Below are 16559 nucleotides of genomic sequence, written 5' to 3'. Positions count from 1 at the left end.
GGTCGCTTTGTTAATGGCTAGGAACGCCGTGGCGCTTTTGTATAGGCGGCACAGATCTGAAGAAACCGCGTGTTGGCCTCCACCTCGCCGATGCTGACGCGGACGCCTTCATTCCCAAACGCCCGTACCGAGAGGGCGTGGCTGTCCGCAAGGGCGGCAAATTCGGGGGTGTCGGCGCCAAGTGCGAGCCACACAAAGTTGCCCTGCGCTTCGGGAATGTCCCAGCCCAGCGCCTTCAGGCCTGCCGTGACGCGGTCACGCTCGTCCACCAGGCTTTGTACCCTCTCCACAACCTGGCTGTAGCTTTCCAGGGAGGCCACGGCGGCCTGTTCGGCGATGTTGGAGACGGCAAACGGCGTGGCGGCTGCGCGCAGGTAGGCGGTGACCTCCGGCTGCGAGACGGAATAGCCCACGCGCAGTCCGGCCAGCCCGTGCGCCTTGGAGAACGTTCGAAGGACCACCACGTTGGGGTACTTGCGGTACATGGAAATGCCGTCCACGGCATCGTCCGCGCGGACGAATTCCTGGTACGCCTCGTCGATGACAACGACCACGTCGGAGCGCACGCTGCGGATGAATTCCTCCGTTTCCGCGGTCCTGAGCACGGGGCCGGTGGGGTTGTTGGGCGTGCACAACAGCACCACCTTCGTGTTTTCGGTGATGGCGGCGGCCATCGCGGGAAGGTCGTGGGTGCCGTCGACACGGACGGGCACCTGCACGCTGCGCGCCCCGGCCAGGCCGACGCAGATCGGATAGGCCTCAAAGGAGCGCCATGCGTAGACCACCTCGTCGGCGGTGCCGTCGTCGTTCGCGCCGGCAAAGGCCGCCAGGATCTGGTTCAGTGCGCCCAGGGACCCGGCGCCGGTGACGACGTCGTCGGCCGGGATGTCCAGGAAGGTGCCCAGGGCAGTGCGGAGCAGTGTGCACGTGGTGTCGGGATAGCGGTGGACCTCCAGCTTGCCGTGCAGCAGTTCCAGCACAGCGGGCACGGGGCCCAGGGGGTTTTCATTGGAGGAGAGCTTGAAGCTTTCCAGCCCGGGGATTTCCACCGGAGGCTTGCCCGCTGCGTATTTGGGCAGCCGCCCCACGACGGGGCGGGGGTGGACACCGGTTTGCTGGGCTTCGCTGTTCAAGGTCATGCCACCAGCCTAATTGAGCGCGGGGGGCTGCGCGCCGGATTGGGGGTGTGAAAGCATGGCTACATGATCAGATTTGTGCTCCGGGTGCTCGTCAACGCCCTTGCCGTGTGGGTTGCCGCCTGGATCCTTCCCGGGGTGGCAGTGGTGCAGAAGGGGACCACCGGCCTGGAAACGTCCAACGCGACCGTCAACACCGTGCTGGCCTTCATTTTCATTGGCCTGGTTTTCGGCGTGGTCAACGCCCTGGTGAAACCGGTCGTGAAGGTCCTGGCCCTCCCCGTCACCATCCTGACCCTGGGCCTGTTCACGATCATTATCAATGCGGCCATGCTGTGGCTGACGTCGTGGCTGAGCTCGTACACGCCCGTCCATTTCACCATCGACCACTTCTTTTGGACCGCCATCCTTGCCGCCGTCATCATCAGCATCGTCTCCCTGCTGATGGGCGGGCTGACCCGGTCCCGGACGCGCCGCTAGCCGGGCCGTGCCCGCCTTTCCGGTTTCGGCCCGTCCACATCGCGTCCCTGGTAGACCCTTCGGGACACCGTCAGCGGGCCGCCGCCGGCCAGGCCCCCCGCTGCGGCGCGGCCCAGAAAGAGCCCCACGCTTCCCTGCACCGCCTGGATGCCCGGGTCGCTGCTGCGTTCCAGCGCCGCAGCGTCATCGAGGTAGTTCCCCAGGTCGTGGGCGTTCTTGACGGTCTCGACGGCACCCTTGACGTCGGCGCCCCCGGACCGGTGGGAGGTCACCGTCACCCAGTCCGCCGAATCCGGCGGCGGGCCGTAATCCAAGGCTGTCACGATGTCGTCTTCATTTTGAAAGTCCAGCACCTTGACACCGGGGGCGACAGGCAGGTTTCGGGCCGGGGCCCCGGCGATGATGATCATCTTGACATTGAAGTCGGCCAGAAATTGCGGATTTGCCGCGGCTGCCGCTGCATGGATTCCTCCGCCGCTGTGGCCGGTGATCATGACATCCTCCGTGGCCCGCGCCCCCGCGGCAGCCAGGGCCTGGCGCATCATCTCCTGGACCACAACCTCCTGCTGCTTGAAGTGCTCCTGTTGCGCCGCCGTCAGGCCCTCCAGGTCGCCTTCCAGGTCCATGGGGTTGGCGCTGTCCACCGTTGACCAGTCCTCCGTGCCCGGCAAGTGCACGATCCAGGCGCGTGTTCCGTCCGGCCGGTCCAGGCGGTCCACGACGACTGAACCCGGCGGGTAGCCGTAGGCGTCCTGGCTGCCGGCCAGCAGGCCCGCGGCGCCAGGGCCAACGTCGACCCGGACGGGTTCGAAGGGGTCCGGGGCGGCCCGGCCAGGCTGCCCTTCCCCGGGCGCGGCGTGCCATTCACCGGCCGGCACCTGCCGCAACTCCAGGTGCCCGGGTTTGGCCAGTCCGCTCCAGTCGAAGAATCTGCGCACGCCTGCTGCCGCCTCCACGCCGGAATTGCCCCTCCCGGCAAAGGAGCCGTGTCCAAGGAGGTACGCCAGCCCCGCCATCGGGCCCAGCAGGCCGGTGAGGTAGGCCGGGCCGTCGTTGAGCATGTCCTCGGCCTGGTCCCGCAGCCCCCCACGCTCCGCAGCGTCCCGCGCCTGTCGGAGCTGGCCCAGGAACACGAGGGGACCAAAGATCCCCGCGGCAGACACCTGGACGCCGGCCAGCAGGGCCTGGCGGCGCTTCGCCCTCTCACGGGCCACCGTCTCCGCTTCGGCGGCCTCATAGCGCCCGGCGGCCGCAGACGCATGCCGGGCCAGTTCGGCAACCCCCTGCCCCGCCGCCGCAGCCCTTTCCTGCGCCGAAGACAGAAAGTCCTCGGCGGCCCGCGCGGCATAGTACGTGGCATCGGCTCCCTGCAGGCCGGATGCCACCAGCTGCGCCGCAAAGTCCGACATCCACCGCAACTCCCCTGCCAGGGCGGTCGCCAGCTCCTGCGCGTCCTCCCCCACGGGCCCAATGCCCCTGGCCGCCGCCTCGATTTCAGCCAGCGTGTACTTCACCCGGCCCGCCCCGCCGGTGATGCTGAAACCGGTGCCGTCGCCATCGTCCCGCGTCATGGCCTACCCTCCCGGTATTCCCGGCCCGCGTGCGGCGAGGGATTCAAGGACCCTCGCATAGGCCGCAACGTAATCCCCGGCCACCCGGACCTCCGAGGAAGCTGCCGCCAGTTCCGCCGCCCGCAGCGCGGCCTCCTGCCGGAAGGCCTCCGCCGCCTTCGATTCCCACTCCAGGCGGGTGGCAGCTGCCAGTCGTGCACGGATGTTTTCCAACTCACCGGCCAGGCGGGACAACCGGGCGGCCAGGGCGGACATCTCGCCCGGCGACCGTGACGGGTCCCAGTAAGCCGAAGGTCCGGCACACTGCCCCAATCCGCTGATGTGTCCAGCCGGCCCCCGCACCACGTAACCCATGCCGCCTCCCCCTTCCGCCGCCGCCAAGGCCGGCATCGCGCCCCGCAGGGACCTCTCCCTTTCGACAGTAGGCACCGCCGGCGTGCCGTGCCAGCGCCCCGGCACGGATGGGGGACAAGGCGGCGCGCTTCCCGGCCTGTGGAGGCGGCGGTGCGGCCAAACGCACCGCCACGGGGGCCCACGGCGAAGGAACCCGTCGTTCATGAAAGAATTGGGTCATGTCTGATTCCGCCTCCGCCATTGCCCGCATCCCTTCCGGCCGCCTGTCCCTGGCCGCCGCCCCCGGCCACATCGCCCTGGGCCCGCTCGACGGCCGGTACTCGGGCGCCGTGGCGCCGCTGGTCGACTACCTCTCCGAGGCAGCCCTGAACCGTGACCGGGTAGGTGTTGAGGTGGAGTGGTTTATCCACCTCACCAGCAACAACGTGCTGCCCGGCACCACACCGCTGACCGCTGAACAGCAGGCCGGGCTGCGCGCCATCGTCACCGAGTTCGACGCCGATTCCATCGCGGAACTGGCCGGGATTGAAAAAGTCACCGTCCACGACGTCAAGGCCGTGGAGTACTTCATCGGCAACCACCTCTCCGCCCTGGGACTGGAACGGCTGAAGCCGCTGGTCCACTTCGGTTGCACCAGCGAGGACATCAACAACCTTTCCTACGCGGTGGGAATCAAGGGCGCCGTGGAGGACGTCTGGCTGCCGGCAGCCCGGAGCCTGGTTGCCAAGATCGCCGAAATGGCCGGGGAAAACCGCGCCGTGCCGATGCTTTCACGCACGCACGGCCAGCCGGCCACGCCCACCACGCTGGGCAAGGAACTGGCCGTCACGGCGCACCGCCTGACCCGCCAGCTGGACCGGATCGCCAAGACCGAATTCCTGGGCAAGATCAACGGCGCCACCGGCACCTATTCCGCCCATTACGCGTCCGTGCCCGAAGCCGACTGGCAGGAAGTTTCCCGCAGCTTTGTCGAGGGCCTGGGCCTGACGTGGAACCCGCTGACCACCCAAATTGAGTCGCACGACTGGCAGGCCGAGCTCTATGCGGACATGGCCCGGTTCAACCGCATCCTGCACAACCTGTGCACCGACGTGTGGAGCTACATCTCGATCGGCTACTTCGTGCAGATTCCGGTGCCGGGCGCCACGGGCTCCTCGACCATGCCGCACAAGGTCAACCCGATCCGCTTTGAAAACGCCGAGGCGAACCTGGAGATCTCCAACGCCCTCCTGGACACCCTGGGCGCCACGCTGGTGACCAGCCGCTGGCAGCGGGACCTCACCGACTCCTCGAGCCAGCGCAACATCGGCGTCGCCTTCGGCCATTCGCTGTTGGCCATCAGCAACGTGCTGGGCGGCCTCGGCCGGCTGGACACGGCCGAGGCCGTGCTGGCCGACGACCTGGACCACAACTGGGAAGTACTCGCCGAAGCCATCCAGATGGTCATGCGTGCCGAGGCCATCGCCGGCGTCGACGGCATGGAAGACCCGTACGAGCGCCTCAAGGACCTGACCCGCGGCCGCCGCGTGGACGCCGCCCGGATGCAGGAGTTCGTCTCCGGCCTGGGCTTGTCCGACGGCGCGCAGGCCCGCCTGCTGGCCCTGACCCCGGGCACGTACATTGGCATTGCCGAATCGCTGGTGGACCACCTGCAAAAGTAGTGTAGCGGCTGCCTCCCCGCCCTCAGCCGCAGCGGTCGATGTAGGACTGCCAGGCCACGAGGAACCGCTCACGCGCCAGGTCATCCCGCCACCGCCAGAGCTTGCACGGCTGTGTGGAGCCGCGCCGGACCCCGAGGCAGTCCGGCACTGCGTACGGCAGGCCGCAGCGGGGGCAGCACTCGGGCGCCCACACGGCCGGGTTTACCATGGCGGCCCGCCGGAGCACGGCACGGTCGTTGTAGGCGCCCAGGTTTATCAGCCGGTATTCGGTGTTGGTGGCCCGCGGCGCGCTGCATTCCCGAAACCGCGCGACCATGGCAAAGCCGTCGGGGAGCAAGAATTCCTTGGCACGCATGAGGAAGCACACCAGGCATTCGTTCGGCCCCGGCATCATCATCCCTGCCGTCAGCGCCGTGAATTGCCGGTCCACGTCATCCGTGCCGCCGTCGGGGAACCCATCGCCGGAATCCGGGCCTTCCGTTGATCCGTCATCGTCCACAAAGCCGTAGTCGTCCATGAAGAGATCCTTTCCATGGACCAACCCTTGCAATGGCCGGCCCCCACGGAAAGGGCCGGGGCGGCAAATGTGGACAAAAGGCCGCCCCGTCCGGGCTGTGCAGGGCCGGGCTGTGCAGGGCCGGGCGGGGCAGGCGCGCACAGCGTCCCTAGACCTGCGCCCCCTGGAAGGCGACGATCCGCTCCAGGCCCTCGCGGACGGCGTCGTACCCGGCGGCAAAGCTCAACCGGACGGTGCGGCCCCCATGGACGGTGTCGAAGTCGAGCCCGGGCACCACGGCCACGCCCTGCGCCTCCAACAGCGCCGAACAGTACGCGGCCGAGTCGGCGAAGCCGTCCATGGCTGCGCCAAGGCCTGCGTAGAGGTAAAAGGCGCCGTCGGCCGGCGCTGCGTCCACCCAGCCCAGCCGGTCCAGCATTGTCAGCAGGTAGGCGCGGGTGCGGGAATATTCCGCCACGGCCGCCTCCGCTTCGGCATAGGAGGCTTCGCTGAACGCCTCCACCGCCGCCATTTGGGCCGGCGCCGGCGGGCAGAGCGCCACGTTTCCGGCGAGCGCGTCCACCACCCCGATGAGGTCGTCCGGCACCAGCGCCCACCCCAGCCGCCAGCCCGTCATCCCCCAGTACTTGGAAAAGCTGGAAACCACGACGCCGGAACGGTCCAGTTCCCAGGCGCACACGCCGTGGGGATCGGGGGCGCCGGGGGCCGGGTTGGTGATGCCGTGGTAAATTTCATCGCTCACCAGGCGCACCGCATTCTCCGCGCACCAGCCCGACAGGGCGGCCAGCTCCTGCCGGGACGCCATGGTGCCGGTGGGGTTGGCCGGCGAGGCCAGCACCAGCCCGGACAGGGGCCCGTGCTGGGCGGCCGCGGCGTCAAGCTGTGCGGGCACCGGCTGGAAGCGGGTTTCCGGGCCGCAGTCCAGCTCGACGACCTCGATGCCCAGCGCGCGCAGGATGTTCTTGTAGGCCGGGTAGCCGGGCCGGGCCAGGACCACGCGGTCCCCCGCATTGAACGCGGACAGGAAGGCCAGCATGAACGCCCCGGAGGAACCGGTGGTGACCGCAACGTTGCGCGCGGCGACGTCCAGCCCGTACCAGCGCTTGTAGTGGCCGGTGATTGCCTCGCGGAGCCCGGCAATGCCCAATGCCGGGGTGTAGGTCAACGGGGTTCCGGCCGCGTGGATGGCGGACGCGGCGGCGGACACGGCCGACGGCGCGCCCCCTCCCGGCTCCCCCGCGCACAGCGAAATGACGTTTCGGCCCGCCGCACGCAGTTCGGCCACCCGCGCCAGGATGTCCATCACGGCAAATGGCGGCACCTGGGCACGGCGGGCGACGGTCAGCGGACGGTTCATGGCAGGCTCCACCCACGCCACCGCTAGGACAGGCCCTTGCCGATGATCGGGATGCCGGTGGTCGGGAACGAGCCGGGGAACACCGCCGGCGTTGCCGGGGGGACCGGCTGCAGCGCCACCTTGACGTCGTCGCCCGGGGTGAGCCGGACCGTGGTGCCGCGCACGTCCACGGCGAGGGGTTCGACGTCGGGCCCGTCCTGCAGGCTGAAGGTGATGGCGTCCGCCACCAGGGAGACGGCCAGCAGGGCCCCGCGCACGGTCAGCTTGAAGGACAGGCTGTCCCAGCCCTCGGGCAGTCGCGGGTCGAAGTGGAACATTTCGCCCTGGTCGCGCATGCCGGCAAAGCCGCAGACCAGCGAGCTCCAGATGCCGCCCGCCGAGGCGATGTGCACACCGTCCACGGTGTTCGCATGGGTATTGTCCAGGTCGATGAACACGGCCTCCGTGAAGTGCTTCAGGGCGGTGTGGCCGTAGCCCACTTCCGCAGCCATGATGCCCTGCACGCAGGCGGACAGGGTGGAGTCGCCGGTGGTGATGGGATCGTAAAAGTCGAAGGCGCGCTGCTTTTCCTCCGCGGTGAAGTCCTGCCACTGCAGGAACATGGCCAGCACCGTGTCCGCCTGCTTGAGCACCTGGTGGCGGTAAATCACCAGGGGGTGGAAATGCAGCAGCAGCGGGTATTTGTCCTTCGGCGTGGTCCAGTCCCAGGGCTCCAGCGTCATGAAGTCGGCGTCCTGGCTGTAGACCTGTAGATGGGAGTCATACGGCAGGCACATCCTGTCGGCGGCCTGCTGCCAGAGCTGCCGCTCGCGCTCCGTGACGTCGGGACGGCCCTGGGCGGCGGCAGCCTTGCGCAGGTTGAAGCGCGCCATGACGTTCGTGTACAGGTTGTCATTGACCACGGCCGTGTACTCGTCGGGGCCCGTGACGCCGTGGATGTGGAACATGCCGTCCTTGCCAAAGAAGCCCAGCGAGGCCCACATGCGGGCCGTTTCAACGAGCAGGTCCGCGCCGATTTCGCCCTGGAAGGTGGGGTCCCCGGTGGCCCACCCGTAGCGGTTCGCGGCGAAGGCAATGGCGGCGGCAATATGGAACTGGGCCGTCCCGGCGGCATAGTAGGCGCTGGCCTCCAGTCCGTTGATGGTCCGCCAGGCGAACAGGGCCCCGTCCACGCTGAGCTCGGCGGCGCGCCGGCGGGCCGTGGGCAGCATCTGGTGGCGGGATTCAAGCACCTGCCGCGCGGCGTGCGGGTTCGTGTAGGTCAGGTACGGCAGGAGGTAGATTTCCTGGTCCCAGAAGTAGTGCCCTTCATAGCCGGCGCCCGTGACGCCCTTGGCCGGGATGCCGGAAACGCCGGCCCGCGCGGTGGCCTGCGCCAGCTGGAACAGGTTCCACCGCACCGCCTGCTGCAGCTGCGGCTCGCCTCCCACCACAATGTCCGCTACGTCCCAGTAGTGCCGGTAGTGGGCGGCGCTGTCGGCGAAAATGGCGTCAACGTCCGCCAGGGCTGCACCGGCCTGTGCCGCGAGGGCCTCGCCGCGGTCCTCCTCCTGGCTTTCCCCGGCCACGGCATAGCTGACGCTCTTCGCCAGGCGGAACGTCCGCCCGCCCTCGACGGCCAGGACGTACCGCACGCTGGACTCGTCCGCGGCCACCACGGTCTCAAACGGCTGTTCGTCCGCGTTGGTCTCGTGTGCCACGGCCACGGCCACGCGCTGGTGCGAGGTGGCGGTCTCCCAGGCCAGGCTGAAGGCGCCGTCGGCCCCTTCCAGGTGCAGCGGCTGCAGGATCCTGTCTGCGTGGCGGCCGGGCCGGCGGGGGTCGCTGAAGGACTCTTCGCTGACGGGCAGGTCCTGCCGGTTGACGACAGTGGACACCACATCGACGTACACGTCCCGGTCCGCGGTAATGTCCAGTTCGATGCCCAGGAGGCCGCGCCCCGTGAAACCGACGGCGCGGCGCACCGTGGTGTTCACCGTGGCACCGGAGCGGGTGGCCCAGGTGGCCGTCCCTTCGTGGATGCCGGTGGAGAAGTCAATGCTGCGCCGGTAGTCCAGCACCGTGGACTCGGCCAGCAACAGCTGTTCGCCGTCGATCGTGACCGTGAAGCCGCTGGCCTCGGGCACATACACGATGCGCTGTCCGGTCCGGGCAAATCCGTACGCGTTTTCCGCGTGCTTGATCTCCCACGTTTCGTAAAAGCCGTTGATGAAGGTGCCCGGGAGCTTGCCGGGGCCGCCGAAGGAAAACGAACCGCGGATCCCCAGGTGCCCGTTGCCCAGCGCCATGAGCGTTTCCATGGTGCCGGCGTCGTCGGGGCTGGAGGCGGTTTCCACCAGCCGCCAGGGATCGCAGGGGAAGCGCTGGCGGTCGGAGCTGATCAGTGCCATGGGTTTCTCTCCTCGGGGGTGAAATGAAGATTTGGGGGCGGAAGGGTCCTACAGGAGCTCCGCAAGGTCGTCGACCACGGTGGTGGCGCCGGCGTCGAGCAGCACCTGGCGCCCGGCCCCGCGGTCCACGCCGATCACCGCGCGGAAGTCGCCGGCGCTGCCGGCCCGCACCCCGGACACGGCATCCTCCACCACGATGCAGTCCTGCGTGGGCACGCCCAGCAGGCTTGCCGCGTAGCTGAACGTGTCATGGTTGGGCTTGCCGGGCAGGCCGTGCGCCGCAGCGACCTCCCCGTCCACGACCACGGGGAAGTGGTGGTCCAGGCCGGCCGCCTTCAGTACGGCCGGCGCGTTCCGGGAGGACGAGACGACGGCGAGCTTGAGTCCGTGCGCCAGCGCGGCCTCCACGAACCTCACCGAGCCCGGGTACGGGGCCACCCCGCCCGAGGCGATGATGTCGTTGAAGACCCGGTTTTTGCGGTTGCCCAGGCCGTGGACGGTGTCGTGCGCGGGGTCGTCGTCCAGCGGGCCCTCGGGCAGCGTGATGCCGCGGGAGGCCAGGAAGTCCCGGACGCCGTCAAAGCGCGGCTTGCCGTCGATGAAGTCAAAGTAGTCGCTGTCCCGGTAGCCGGGCCGGCCGGTGCCCGCAAGGTATTCCTCGAAGAGCTGGCGCCAGGCCTGTTCGTGCACCAGGGCGGTGGGTGTCAGGACGCCGTCGAGGTCAAACAGGAGTGCGGTGGCGGCGGTCCAGTCGGTGGTGGTGTTGGCTGCGGTCCCTGTCATGGTCGCGGTCCCTTCATCACTGGCGGGTGGTGGTGCGTTGGATGGGCTCCCTTCCAGCATATGCCGGGCCGGGCCGTGGCCAGGGTGGGACCGGCCGCCAATTTCATTCCCCGCCGTCCCGGCACACACCCTAGGCTGGTGGGGTGAGTGAACTTACCGGCCGCGCGCCCGGCGAACTGGTCCAGCCCATCATCCTGCTCGTGGACCGGGTGGAGCCGGCGGACCGGGACGCGGGCATCGCCGCGGCCGCGCTGGCCTCCGTGCAGGCGTACCTGCACGACCCCGGCCAGGCCGGCTGGGAGCCATGGGCTGCCGGGGCGTTTGCCAAGTCCGTGCGCCGGGCGGACGCAAAAATGTTTGCGAAGGTCCTGGCCGCCTTCCCGGACCATGCCCTGGCCGTGGTGGGGCGCGCGCGTGCGGCGGGCCTGCCGCCCCTGCCGGCGGAAGCACTGCCGAAGCTGCTGGCCAAGCTGCAGGTGTCAGGCACGCAGCTGCCTGCCGGGGAGCCGCTGGCGCTGCAGCCGCTGGCCATTGTGCTCAATGGCTCGCTGGACATGTCCACGGGGAAGGCCGCCGCGCAGGCCGCCCATGCGCTCTTCGCGTGGGTGCTGGAGGCCAAGCCGGCCGCCGTGGAAGCCTGGGTGGCGGACGGATGCCCGCTGTCCGTGCGGGAACTGCCGGCAAAGGAGTTCCGCAAGGGTGCCAGGAAATCGGCCGGGCCGGTCATCCAGGATGCGGGCCGCACCGAGATCGAGCCCGGCTCCGCCACCGCCTACGTGGCCACCGCTTAGCCAAAGGACGACGCCGGAACCTGGGTTCCGGCGTCGTCCTGTACGTTGGGTGCCCCGCTACTCGGCGGCGGCGAGCTGGCCGCAGGCGCCGTCAATTTCCTTGCCGCGGGTGTCGCGCAGCGTGGTGGGCACGCCGTGCCCGATCAGCGTGTCGATGAACTCCTGCATGACATGCGGCTCCGAGGACGTCCAGATGGAGCCCGGGGTGGGGTTCAGCGGGATCGGGTTCACGTGGACCCAGCCGCGGCCGCGCGCGTTGAGCTTCTTCGCGAGCAGCTCGGCACGCCAGGGGTGGTCGTTCATGTCCTTGATCAGCGCGTACTCGATGGACACGCGGCGGCCCGTCACCTTGTAGTAGTTGTAGGCGGCGTCGAGGGCGGCGTCCACCTTCCACCGGTCGTTGACCGGGATCAGGTCGTCGCGCAGCTCGTCGTCGGGCGCGTGCAGGGACAGCGCAAACGTGACGGCCACGCCTTCCTGGGCCAGCTTGTTGATGGCCGGGACCAGGCCCACCGTGGAGACCGTGATGCCGCGGGCGCTCATGCCCAGGCCCTCCGGCGCCTCCGCCACCATGCGGTGCACGGCGTTCATGACGCGCTTGTAGTTGGCCAGCGGCTCGCCCATGCCCATGAAGACAATGTTGGTGACGCGCTCGGCGTCATGCCCGCCGTCCTTGCGGAGGTTGCCCAGCCCGCCCTCGGCGATGACCCGGTTGGCCTGGACGATCTGGTCCAGGATCTCCGCGGTGGACATGTTGCGGGTCAGCCCGGCCTGGCCGGTGGCGCAGAACGGGCAGTTCATGCCGCAGCCGCACTGGCTGGACACGCACAGGGTGACGCGGCCGGGGTAGCGCATGAGCACGGATTCCACGAGGGAGCCGTCAAAGAGGCGCCACAGGAACTTGATGGTGTCGCCGTTGTCCGTGGTGAGGCGCTTGACCTCGGTCAGCAGCTTCGGGAACATCGTTTCGGTGATCTCGGCGCGGCGGTCCCTGGGGAGGTCGCTCATGCGCTCGGGATCGGTGGTGTAGTGCTGGAAGTAGTGCACGGAGAGCTGCTTGGCACGGAACGCCGGCAGGCCCATCTCCTTGAACTTCGCCTCCCGCTCGGCGAGCGTCAAGTCCGCCAGGTGGGTTGGCGGCTGGGACACGCGCGGGGACTTGAACTGCAGCAGCGGGCGGCCTTCCGGGCCGGTGGCCTGCTTCCAGCCCTCGGTGGCGGGCCTGACCTGGGCGGCACGGCGGACGGGGCGCGCCTTGGTGGACGTTGCGGCGGGCGCATCGACAGGGCTGGGGGCGTTTTTGGGGGAAGTCATCCTTCCCATTGTCCCCTACAACCGCGCCCCTGTCCCGCCGGGGCAGTCAATATCACATTCTCCCGGTTTCGTCCCGCTTTTCCGGCGGCCGCTAGTCAACAAATTCCGACTGGGTCTCGATGAATTTCCACTCGGCCGGCGTCAGGCTGCCCGCGGCCACTTCCCCGCCGGCCGCCTTCACGGCGGCCAGGACGTGCTCCGGCACCGTTTCGGCCTCAAGGTTTTCGCGCAGCCACTCCTTCGCCGGAAGGTCCAGCTCAAGCCACCACAGATGAATTTCCACTTTGGCCACCCCCTTAGGATGTGCTTCCACGCTATGCCCATTGGCGGCCCCGTTCAATGGTCCGGCGCCCACCCGTCACTAGCGGCGGTTGTGAGGGCTCAAAGCCGCCACAAGTGACGGCTCAGTGCACAGGCGCCGCCGTCGGGTGGAGCCAGGTCCATCACCGAACAAATCATGATCAAGTTTTCACCATATGAAAATTAGATTTCCTCTTGCGAAAATCGTTCGCAGGGGAATAAAGTCGTTCCATCCCCACAAGGTGACGTACACAACACAACATTCAATTCCTTCGATTGGTTGTACACGCGATGAATGACTTTGACCCCGGTGCGCTGAAGGCGAGTTCGGCACACCCCCGCCAGGGACGGCAACGACGCCGCTCCCTCGCCCGGGTTCTGTTCGCCACGGTGGCGCTGACAGTGACAGGCCATCTGTGGCCGCACACTGTCCTCACGCCACTTTCCTGGAGCATGGAATCCGTCCTCCCGGTGATCCTTTTGGCATCACCGGCCCTCCTGGCGCGATCCGCCGCCACCCGTCCGGCCCCCGGCGCGCACCCCTTTCGCCCGGCCTTTTAGTGGCCCCCGCCACGGGAGCCCCCAAACCACCCCCGGAGATTTCCATGCCCAAGACAGCAAAGACGGCATCCGCCGTGACCCCGTCCGCCTCCCCCGATCCACAGCCCACCGTCCCGCAGGCAAAGCCCCGCGGCAAGGCGCGCTGGAACATTGCCCTCCTCATGGGCTTTGGGATCCTGATCAACTACATTGACCGGCTTTCCATATCGGTCACCCAGACGCCGCTTTCGCACGAATTCGGCCTCACCGCCACCGAGTTCGGTGTGCTGTCCTCGGCGTTCCTGTGGTCCTACGCCATCATGCAGATCCCTTCCGGCATGCTGCTGGACCGCTTCGGCGTCAAGAAGGTCTGGGGCGCCAGCGCCGTGCTGTGGTTCATCGCCTCGGTGCTGACGGCGGTTGCCTCGGGCGCGTGGATCATCGTGCTGGCCCGGGTCCTGCTCGGCGTTGCAGAGGCGCCCGCCTTCCCCGGCGCCATGAAGGCCACCGGCCTGTGGTTCCCGCGCCACGAACGGGGACTGTGCACGGCCATCTTTGACAGCGGCACGCGCCTGGCCAACGTCATCGGGCTGCCCCTCATTGCCTTTACTGTTGCCACCTGGGGCTGGCGCGAGGCCTTCTGGGTCCAGGCGGCCCTGTCCCTGGTGTTCCTGGCCGCCTTCGTCTGGAAATACAGCGGCCCGCAGGCCAAGCTGCGCAGAAAGGCGCTTTCCGAGGAGGAGTACAAGTACATCGTCGACGGCGGCGCCTCATCCGAGTCCGTTCGCCCCAAGAGCGACCTGGCCACCGTCGGCTACCTCCTGCGCCAGCGCAAGGTCTGGGGCCTGTCGCTCGGCCTGGCCGGGGCCGGCTACGTGCTGTGGATGCTGCTGACCTGGCTGCCGGGCTACATGCAGCAGAGCATGGACCAGAGCATTCTCAAGAGCGGCATCTACGCAGCCGTGCCCGCCCTGGCCATGTTCGTCTCCGAGATGACCATTGGCGGCTGGTGGGTGGACCGGGTCATTGGCCGGGGCGCCAATGCCGACAAGGTCCGCAAGGGCGTCATCATCGTCGGCATGGTCGTGGCCCTGCTGACCGTCGGTGCCGCCTTCAGCCACAGTGCCACAACGGCCATCATCTGGATCGCGGCCGGCAGCGCCGGCATCGCACTGGTCTACGTCACGAGCAACTCCCTGCCGGCACTCATTGCCCCCGAGGGCAGCGCCGGGTCCCTGGCAGCGATCGTCAACTGCGTGAACCTGCTGGCCGGCGTGGCCGCACCGATCGTCACCGGCCTGGTCGTGGACATCACCGGCAGCTTCGCCTTCGCGTTCATCATCGGAGGCGTCGCGCTCGTGGGCGGGCTGCTTTCCTACCTCCTGCTCATGGGCAGGCTGGAACCCATCCCGGCCCGGGCCGTGGTGCACGACGACGCCGTGGCCTGATCCCCGCGGGCATCCCCGCAGCCGGTGCACCTTCAGTGCACCGGCTGCGGGGATGTTGCGTGTCAGCCGCGCGGGATGTTGCGCAGGTTGCTGCGGGCCATGCTGACGGCCTCGCCGGCCCCCTTGTTCAGCACGATCTTGGACATGGCCGTGGCAAAGCCGATCACCTGCCCGCCCTTGATCTTCGGCGGGATGGACAGCGCCTGCGGGTCCGTGATGACCTCCACGAGGGACGGGCCGTTGTGCGCAAATGCGGCGCGGTAGGCGTTCGCGATGTCCGCCGGGTCCGTGACGCGCACGGCATGGAACCCCAGTGCGGCGGCCACCGCGGCGTAGTTGGCATCCGGGACGTCCACGCCAAAGTCCTGCAGGCCGTCCACCAGCATCTCCAGCTTCACCATGCCCAGCGTGGAGTTGTTGAACACCACCACATTCAGGGGCAGGTGGTGTGCGGCGGCCGTAATCAGCTCGCCCAGCAGCATCGACAGCCCGCCGTCACCCGAGACCGAGATGACCTGCCGCTCCGGATACGCCGACTGTGCACCAATGGCCTGGGGCAGCGCATTGGCCATGGAGCCGTGCAGGTAGGAGCCGATCAGCCGGCGCGTGCCCAGGGGGTTGATGTAGCGGGCCGTCCACACATTGCACATGCCGGTGTCGGCGGTGAAGATGGCGTCCTTCGCGGCCACCTCATCCAGGAGCGAGGCGGCGTATTCCGGGTGGATGGGCACCAGCTTGTCCGCCTTGCGCGTGTAGGCGCCGACCGCCTTGTTCATGAGCCTGTCATGCTTCTTCAGGATCGCATCGAGGAACTTGGAGTTCTTCTTGGCCTCCACCAGGGGCAGCAGGGCCTGGAGCGTGGGCAGGACGTCGCCGTGGATGGCGAGGTCGACGTCGGTGCGCCGGCCCAGGTGCTCCGGTGCCCGGTCCACCTGGGCCGTCCGGGTCGCCGGCAGGAACTGGTCGTAGGGGAAGTCGGTGCCGAGCAGGATCAGCAGGTCCGCGTCCTCGATGCCTTCCGCCGCGGCCCCGTAACCGAGCAGGCCGGTCATGCCGATGTCATAGGGGTTGTTGTATTGGATGAAATCCTTGCCCCGCAGGCTGTGCCCGATCGGTGCATTGACCTTCTCCGCCAGCGCCACCACCTCGTCGTGTGCGCCCTGCACGCCGGCACCGGCAAAGATGGCCACCCTGGCGGCGCCGTTGATGGCGTCGGCCAGCTCCTGCACGCTTTCCGCGGCCGGGACCAGGCTGGCCGGGCGCAGCGGGCGCTGCAGCGGTGCCGCCGCCGTGGCGGGCAGGCTGGCGATGTCGCCGGGCAGTGTCACGACGGCCACGCCGCGCAGGCCCACGGCGTGCTGGATGGCGTTGTGCAGCACGCGCGGCGCCTGGTCCGAGGTGCTCACCAGCTCCGAATAGACGGAGCATTCGTCGAAGATCCGGTCCGGGTGGGTTTCCTGGAAGAAGCCGCTGCCAATCTGCTTGCTGGGAATGTGCGAGGCGATGGCGAGCACCGGGGCGCCGGTGCGGTTGGCGTCGTACAGGCCGTTCATCAGGTGCAGGTTCCCGGGACCGCAGGAGCCGGCGCAGACGGCCAGCTGCCCGGTCAGCTGGGCTTCGGCGCCGGCGGCGAACGCGGCGGCCTCTTCATGCCGGACGTGGATCCAGTCGATCCCGCCCTTGGCGGATCCGCCCGTTTTCCGGACCGCGTCCACCAGGGGGTTCAGGCTGTCGCCCACAATCCCGTAGATGCGCCGCACCCCTGCGGCCTGCAGTTGTTCAATGAGCTGGGTGGCAAGTTCCTTCGCCATGGGCTGTTCTCCTGCACTCGGGTGGTCCTGCTGTTCGGATAACGCCAATATATCCTCCGGGCTGCCGGCCCGGCGCCGAAAAAGGGGCCAAGCCGCGAGAAAGGGG

The 16559-nt window shown here is 68.4% G+C and carries 14 protein-coding genes; 4 read left to right on the top strand and 10 right to left on the bottom strand.

Features of this window, described 5'->3' with window-relative positions:
* Window positions 1–17: 17 nt before the first annotated feature.
* Entirely contained in the window at window positions 18–1139 is a 1122-nt protein-coding gene (locus MMF96_RS07000; protein ID WP_256883039.1) for a histidinol-phosphate transaminase, read from the bottom strand.
* A 63-nt stretch (window positions 1140–1202) separates the two neighbouring features.
* On the opposite strand from MMF96_RS07000, the gene MMF96_RS06995 reads away from it, so the two are divergent.
* On the top strand, window positions 1203–1616 hold the full coding sequence (locus MMF96_RS06995; protein WP_256883038.1) for a phage holin family protein: 414 nt from the start codon (window positions 1203–1205) through the stop codon (window positions 1614–1616).
* Here MMF96_RS06995 and MMF96_RS06990 read toward each other — a convergent pair.
* Together MMF96_RS06990 and MMF96_RS06985 are read right to left on the bottom strand one after the other, a co-directional pair.
* The gene (locus MMF96_RS06990) at window positions 1613–3187 is read right to left on the bottom strand and encodes a hypothetical protein (protein WP_256883037.1); all 1575 of its coding nucleotides are present in this window, start codon (window positions 3185–3187) and stop codon (window positions 1613–1615) included. The two genes, MMF96_RS06995 and MMF96_RS06990, sit on opposite strands and share 4 nt — an antisense overlap.
* Window positions 3188–3190: 3 nt before the next feature.
* Window positions 3191–3442: a hypothetical protein gene (locus MMF96_RS06985; protein WP_176617368.1), complete on the bottom strand. Its 252-nt coding sequence runs from the start codon at window positions 3440–3442 to the stop codon at window positions 3191–3193.
* A 317-nt stretch (window positions 3443–3759) separates the two neighbouring features.
* Between MMF96_RS06985 and purB the strand changes: the two genes are divergently transcribed.
* Window positions 3760–5202, top strand: coding sequence for an adenylosuccinate lyase (purB, locus tag MMF96_RS06980; RefSeq protein ID WP_176617369.1), 1443 nt, complete (start codon window positions 3760–3762; stop codon window positions 5200–5202).
* 22 nt (window positions 5203–5224) lie between these two features.
* Here the strand turns inward: purB and MMF96_RS06975 are convergent, their stop codons facing one another.
* The 4 genes from MMF96_RS06975 to MMF96_RS06960 all read right to left on the bottom strand — a co-directional run bounded on the left by MMF96_RS06975 (window position 5225) and on the right by MMF96_RS06960 (window position 10249).
* Entirely contained in the window at window positions 5225–5719 is a 495-nt protein-coding gene (locus tag MMF96_RS06975; RefSeq protein WP_176617370.1) for a hypothetical protein, read from the bottom strand.
* A gap of 148 nt (window positions 5720–5867) precedes the next feature.
* Entirely contained in the window at window positions 5868–7076 is a 1209-nt protein-coding gene (locus MMF96_RS06970) for an aminotransferase class I/II-fold pyridoxal phosphate-dependent enzyme (protein ID WP_256883036.1), read from the bottom strand.
* A 23-nt stretch (window positions 7077–7099) separates the two neighbouring features.
* On the bottom strand, window positions 7100–9466 hold the full coding sequence (locus tag MMF96_RS06965) for a glycoside hydrolase family 65 protein (protein ID WP_176617372.1): 2367 nt from the start codon (window positions 9464–9466) through the stop codon (window positions 7100–7102).
* A gap of 48 nt (window positions 9467–9514) precedes the next feature.
* Window positions 9515–10249 carry an HAD family phosphatase gene (locus MMF96_RS06960; protein ID WP_256883035.1) on the bottom strand — a complete coding sequence of 245 codons (735 nt, stop codon included), beginning with the start codon at window positions 10247–10249 and terminating at the stop codon, window positions 9515–9517.
* 143 nt (window positions 10250–10392) lie between these two features.
* Here MMF96_RS06960 and MMF96_RS06955 point away from each other — a divergent pair, with 143 nt between their 5' ends.
* Window positions 10393–11040 carry a peptidyl-tRNA hydrolase gene (locus MMF96_RS06955; RefSeq protein WP_176617374.1) on the top strand — a complete coding sequence of 216 codons (648 nt, stop codon included), beginning with the start codon at window positions 10393–10395 and terminating at the stop codon, window positions 11038–11040.
* A gap of 57 nt (window positions 11041–11097) precedes the next feature.
* Here MMF96_RS06955 and rlmN read toward each other — a convergent pair whose 3' ends face one another.
* Window positions 11098–12354: a 23S rRNA (adenine(2503)-C(2))-methyltransferase RlmN gene (rlmN, locus tag MMF96_RS06950; RefSeq protein WP_256883034.1), complete on the bottom strand. Its 1257-nt coding sequence runs from the start codon at window positions 12352–12354 to the stop codon at window positions 11098–11100.
* 91 nt (window positions 12355–12445) lie between these two features.
* Window positions 12446–12637, bottom strand: coding sequence for a hypothetical protein (locus MMF96_RS06945; protein WP_176617376.1), 192 nt, complete (start codon window positions 12635–12637; stop codon window positions 12446–12448).
* A 622-nt stretch (window positions 12638–13259) separates the two neighbouring features.
* On the opposite strand from MMF96_RS06945, the gene MMF96_RS06940 reads away from it, so the two are divergent.
* Entirely contained in the window at window positions 13260–14642 is a 1383-nt protein-coding gene (locus MMF96_RS06940; RefSeq protein ID WP_176617377.1) for an MFS transporter, read from the top strand.
* Between the two features lie 62 nt (window positions 14643–14704).
* On the opposite strand, the gene MMF96_RS06935 is transcribed toward MMF96_RS06940, so the two are convergent.
* A complete protein-coding gene (locus tag MMF96_RS06935) occupies window positions 14705–16453 on the bottom strand; it encodes a pyruvate dehydrogenase (protein ID WP_256883033.1) in 1749 nt (582 codons plus the stop codon).
* Between the last annotated feature and the right edge of the window lie 106 nt (window positions 16454–16559).

Source organism: Arthrobacter sp. STN4 (assembly GCF_024539665.1).
In the GTDB taxonomy this organism is placed as follows: Bacteria; Actinomycetota; Actinomycetes; order Actinomycetales; family Micrococcaceae; genus Specibacter.
Note: the sequence above shows the minus strand (reverse complement) of the source record. Positions and strands in the feature narration are given on the sequence as shown.

Excerpts from the sequence above, each read along its gene's own strand:
- MMF96_RS07000 (WP_256883039.1), bottom strand. The coding sequence starts at position 1,139 with ATGACCTTGAACAGCGAAGCCCAGCAAACCGGTGTCCACCCCCGCCCC.
- MMF96_RS06995 (WP_256883038.1), top strand. The coding sequence starts at position 1,203 with ATGATCAGATTTGTGCTCCGGGTGCTCGTCAACGCCCTTGCCGTGTGG.
- MMF96_RS06990 (WP_256883037.1), bottom strand. The coding sequence starts at position 3,187 with ATGACGCGGGACGATGGCGACGGCACCGGTTTCAGCATCACCGGCGGG.
- MMF96_RS06985 (WP_176617368.1), bottom strand. The coding sequence starts at position 3,442 with ATGTCCGCCCTGGCCGCCCGGTTGTCCCGCCTGGCCGGTGAGTTGGAA.
- purB (WP_176617369.1), top strand. The coding sequence starts at position 3,760 with ATGTCTGATTCCGCCTCCGCCATTGCCCGCATCCCTTCCGGCCGCCTG.
- MMF96_RS06975 (WP_176617370.1), bottom strand. The coding sequence starts at position 5,719 with ATGGACGACTACGGCTTTGTGGACGATGACGGATCAACGGAAGGCCCG.
- MMF96_RS06970 (WP_256883036.1), bottom strand. The coding sequence starts at position 7,076 with ATGAACCGTCCGCTGACCGTCGCCCGCCGTGCCCAGGTGCCGCCATTT.
- MMF96_RS06965 (WP_176617372.1), bottom strand. The coding sequence starts at position 9,466 with ATGGCACTGATCAGCTCCGACCGCCAGCGCTTCCCCTGCGATCCCTGG.
- MMF96_RS06960 (WP_256883035.1), bottom strand. The coding sequence starts at position 10,249 with ATGACAGGGACCGCAGCCAACACCACCACCGACTGGACCGCCGCCACC.
- rlmN (WP_256883034.1), bottom strand. The coding sequence starts at position 12,354 with ATGACTTCCCCCAAAAACGCCCCCAGCCCTGTCGATGCGCCCGCCGCA.
- MMF96_RS06940 (WP_176617377.1), top strand. The coding sequence starts at position 13,260 with ATGCCCAAGACAGCAAAGACGGCATCCGCCGTGACCCCGTCCGCCTCC.
- MMF96_RS06935 (WP_256883033.1), bottom strand. The coding sequence starts at position 16,453 with ATGGCGAAGGAACTTGCCACCCAGCTCATTGAACAACTGCAGGCCGCA.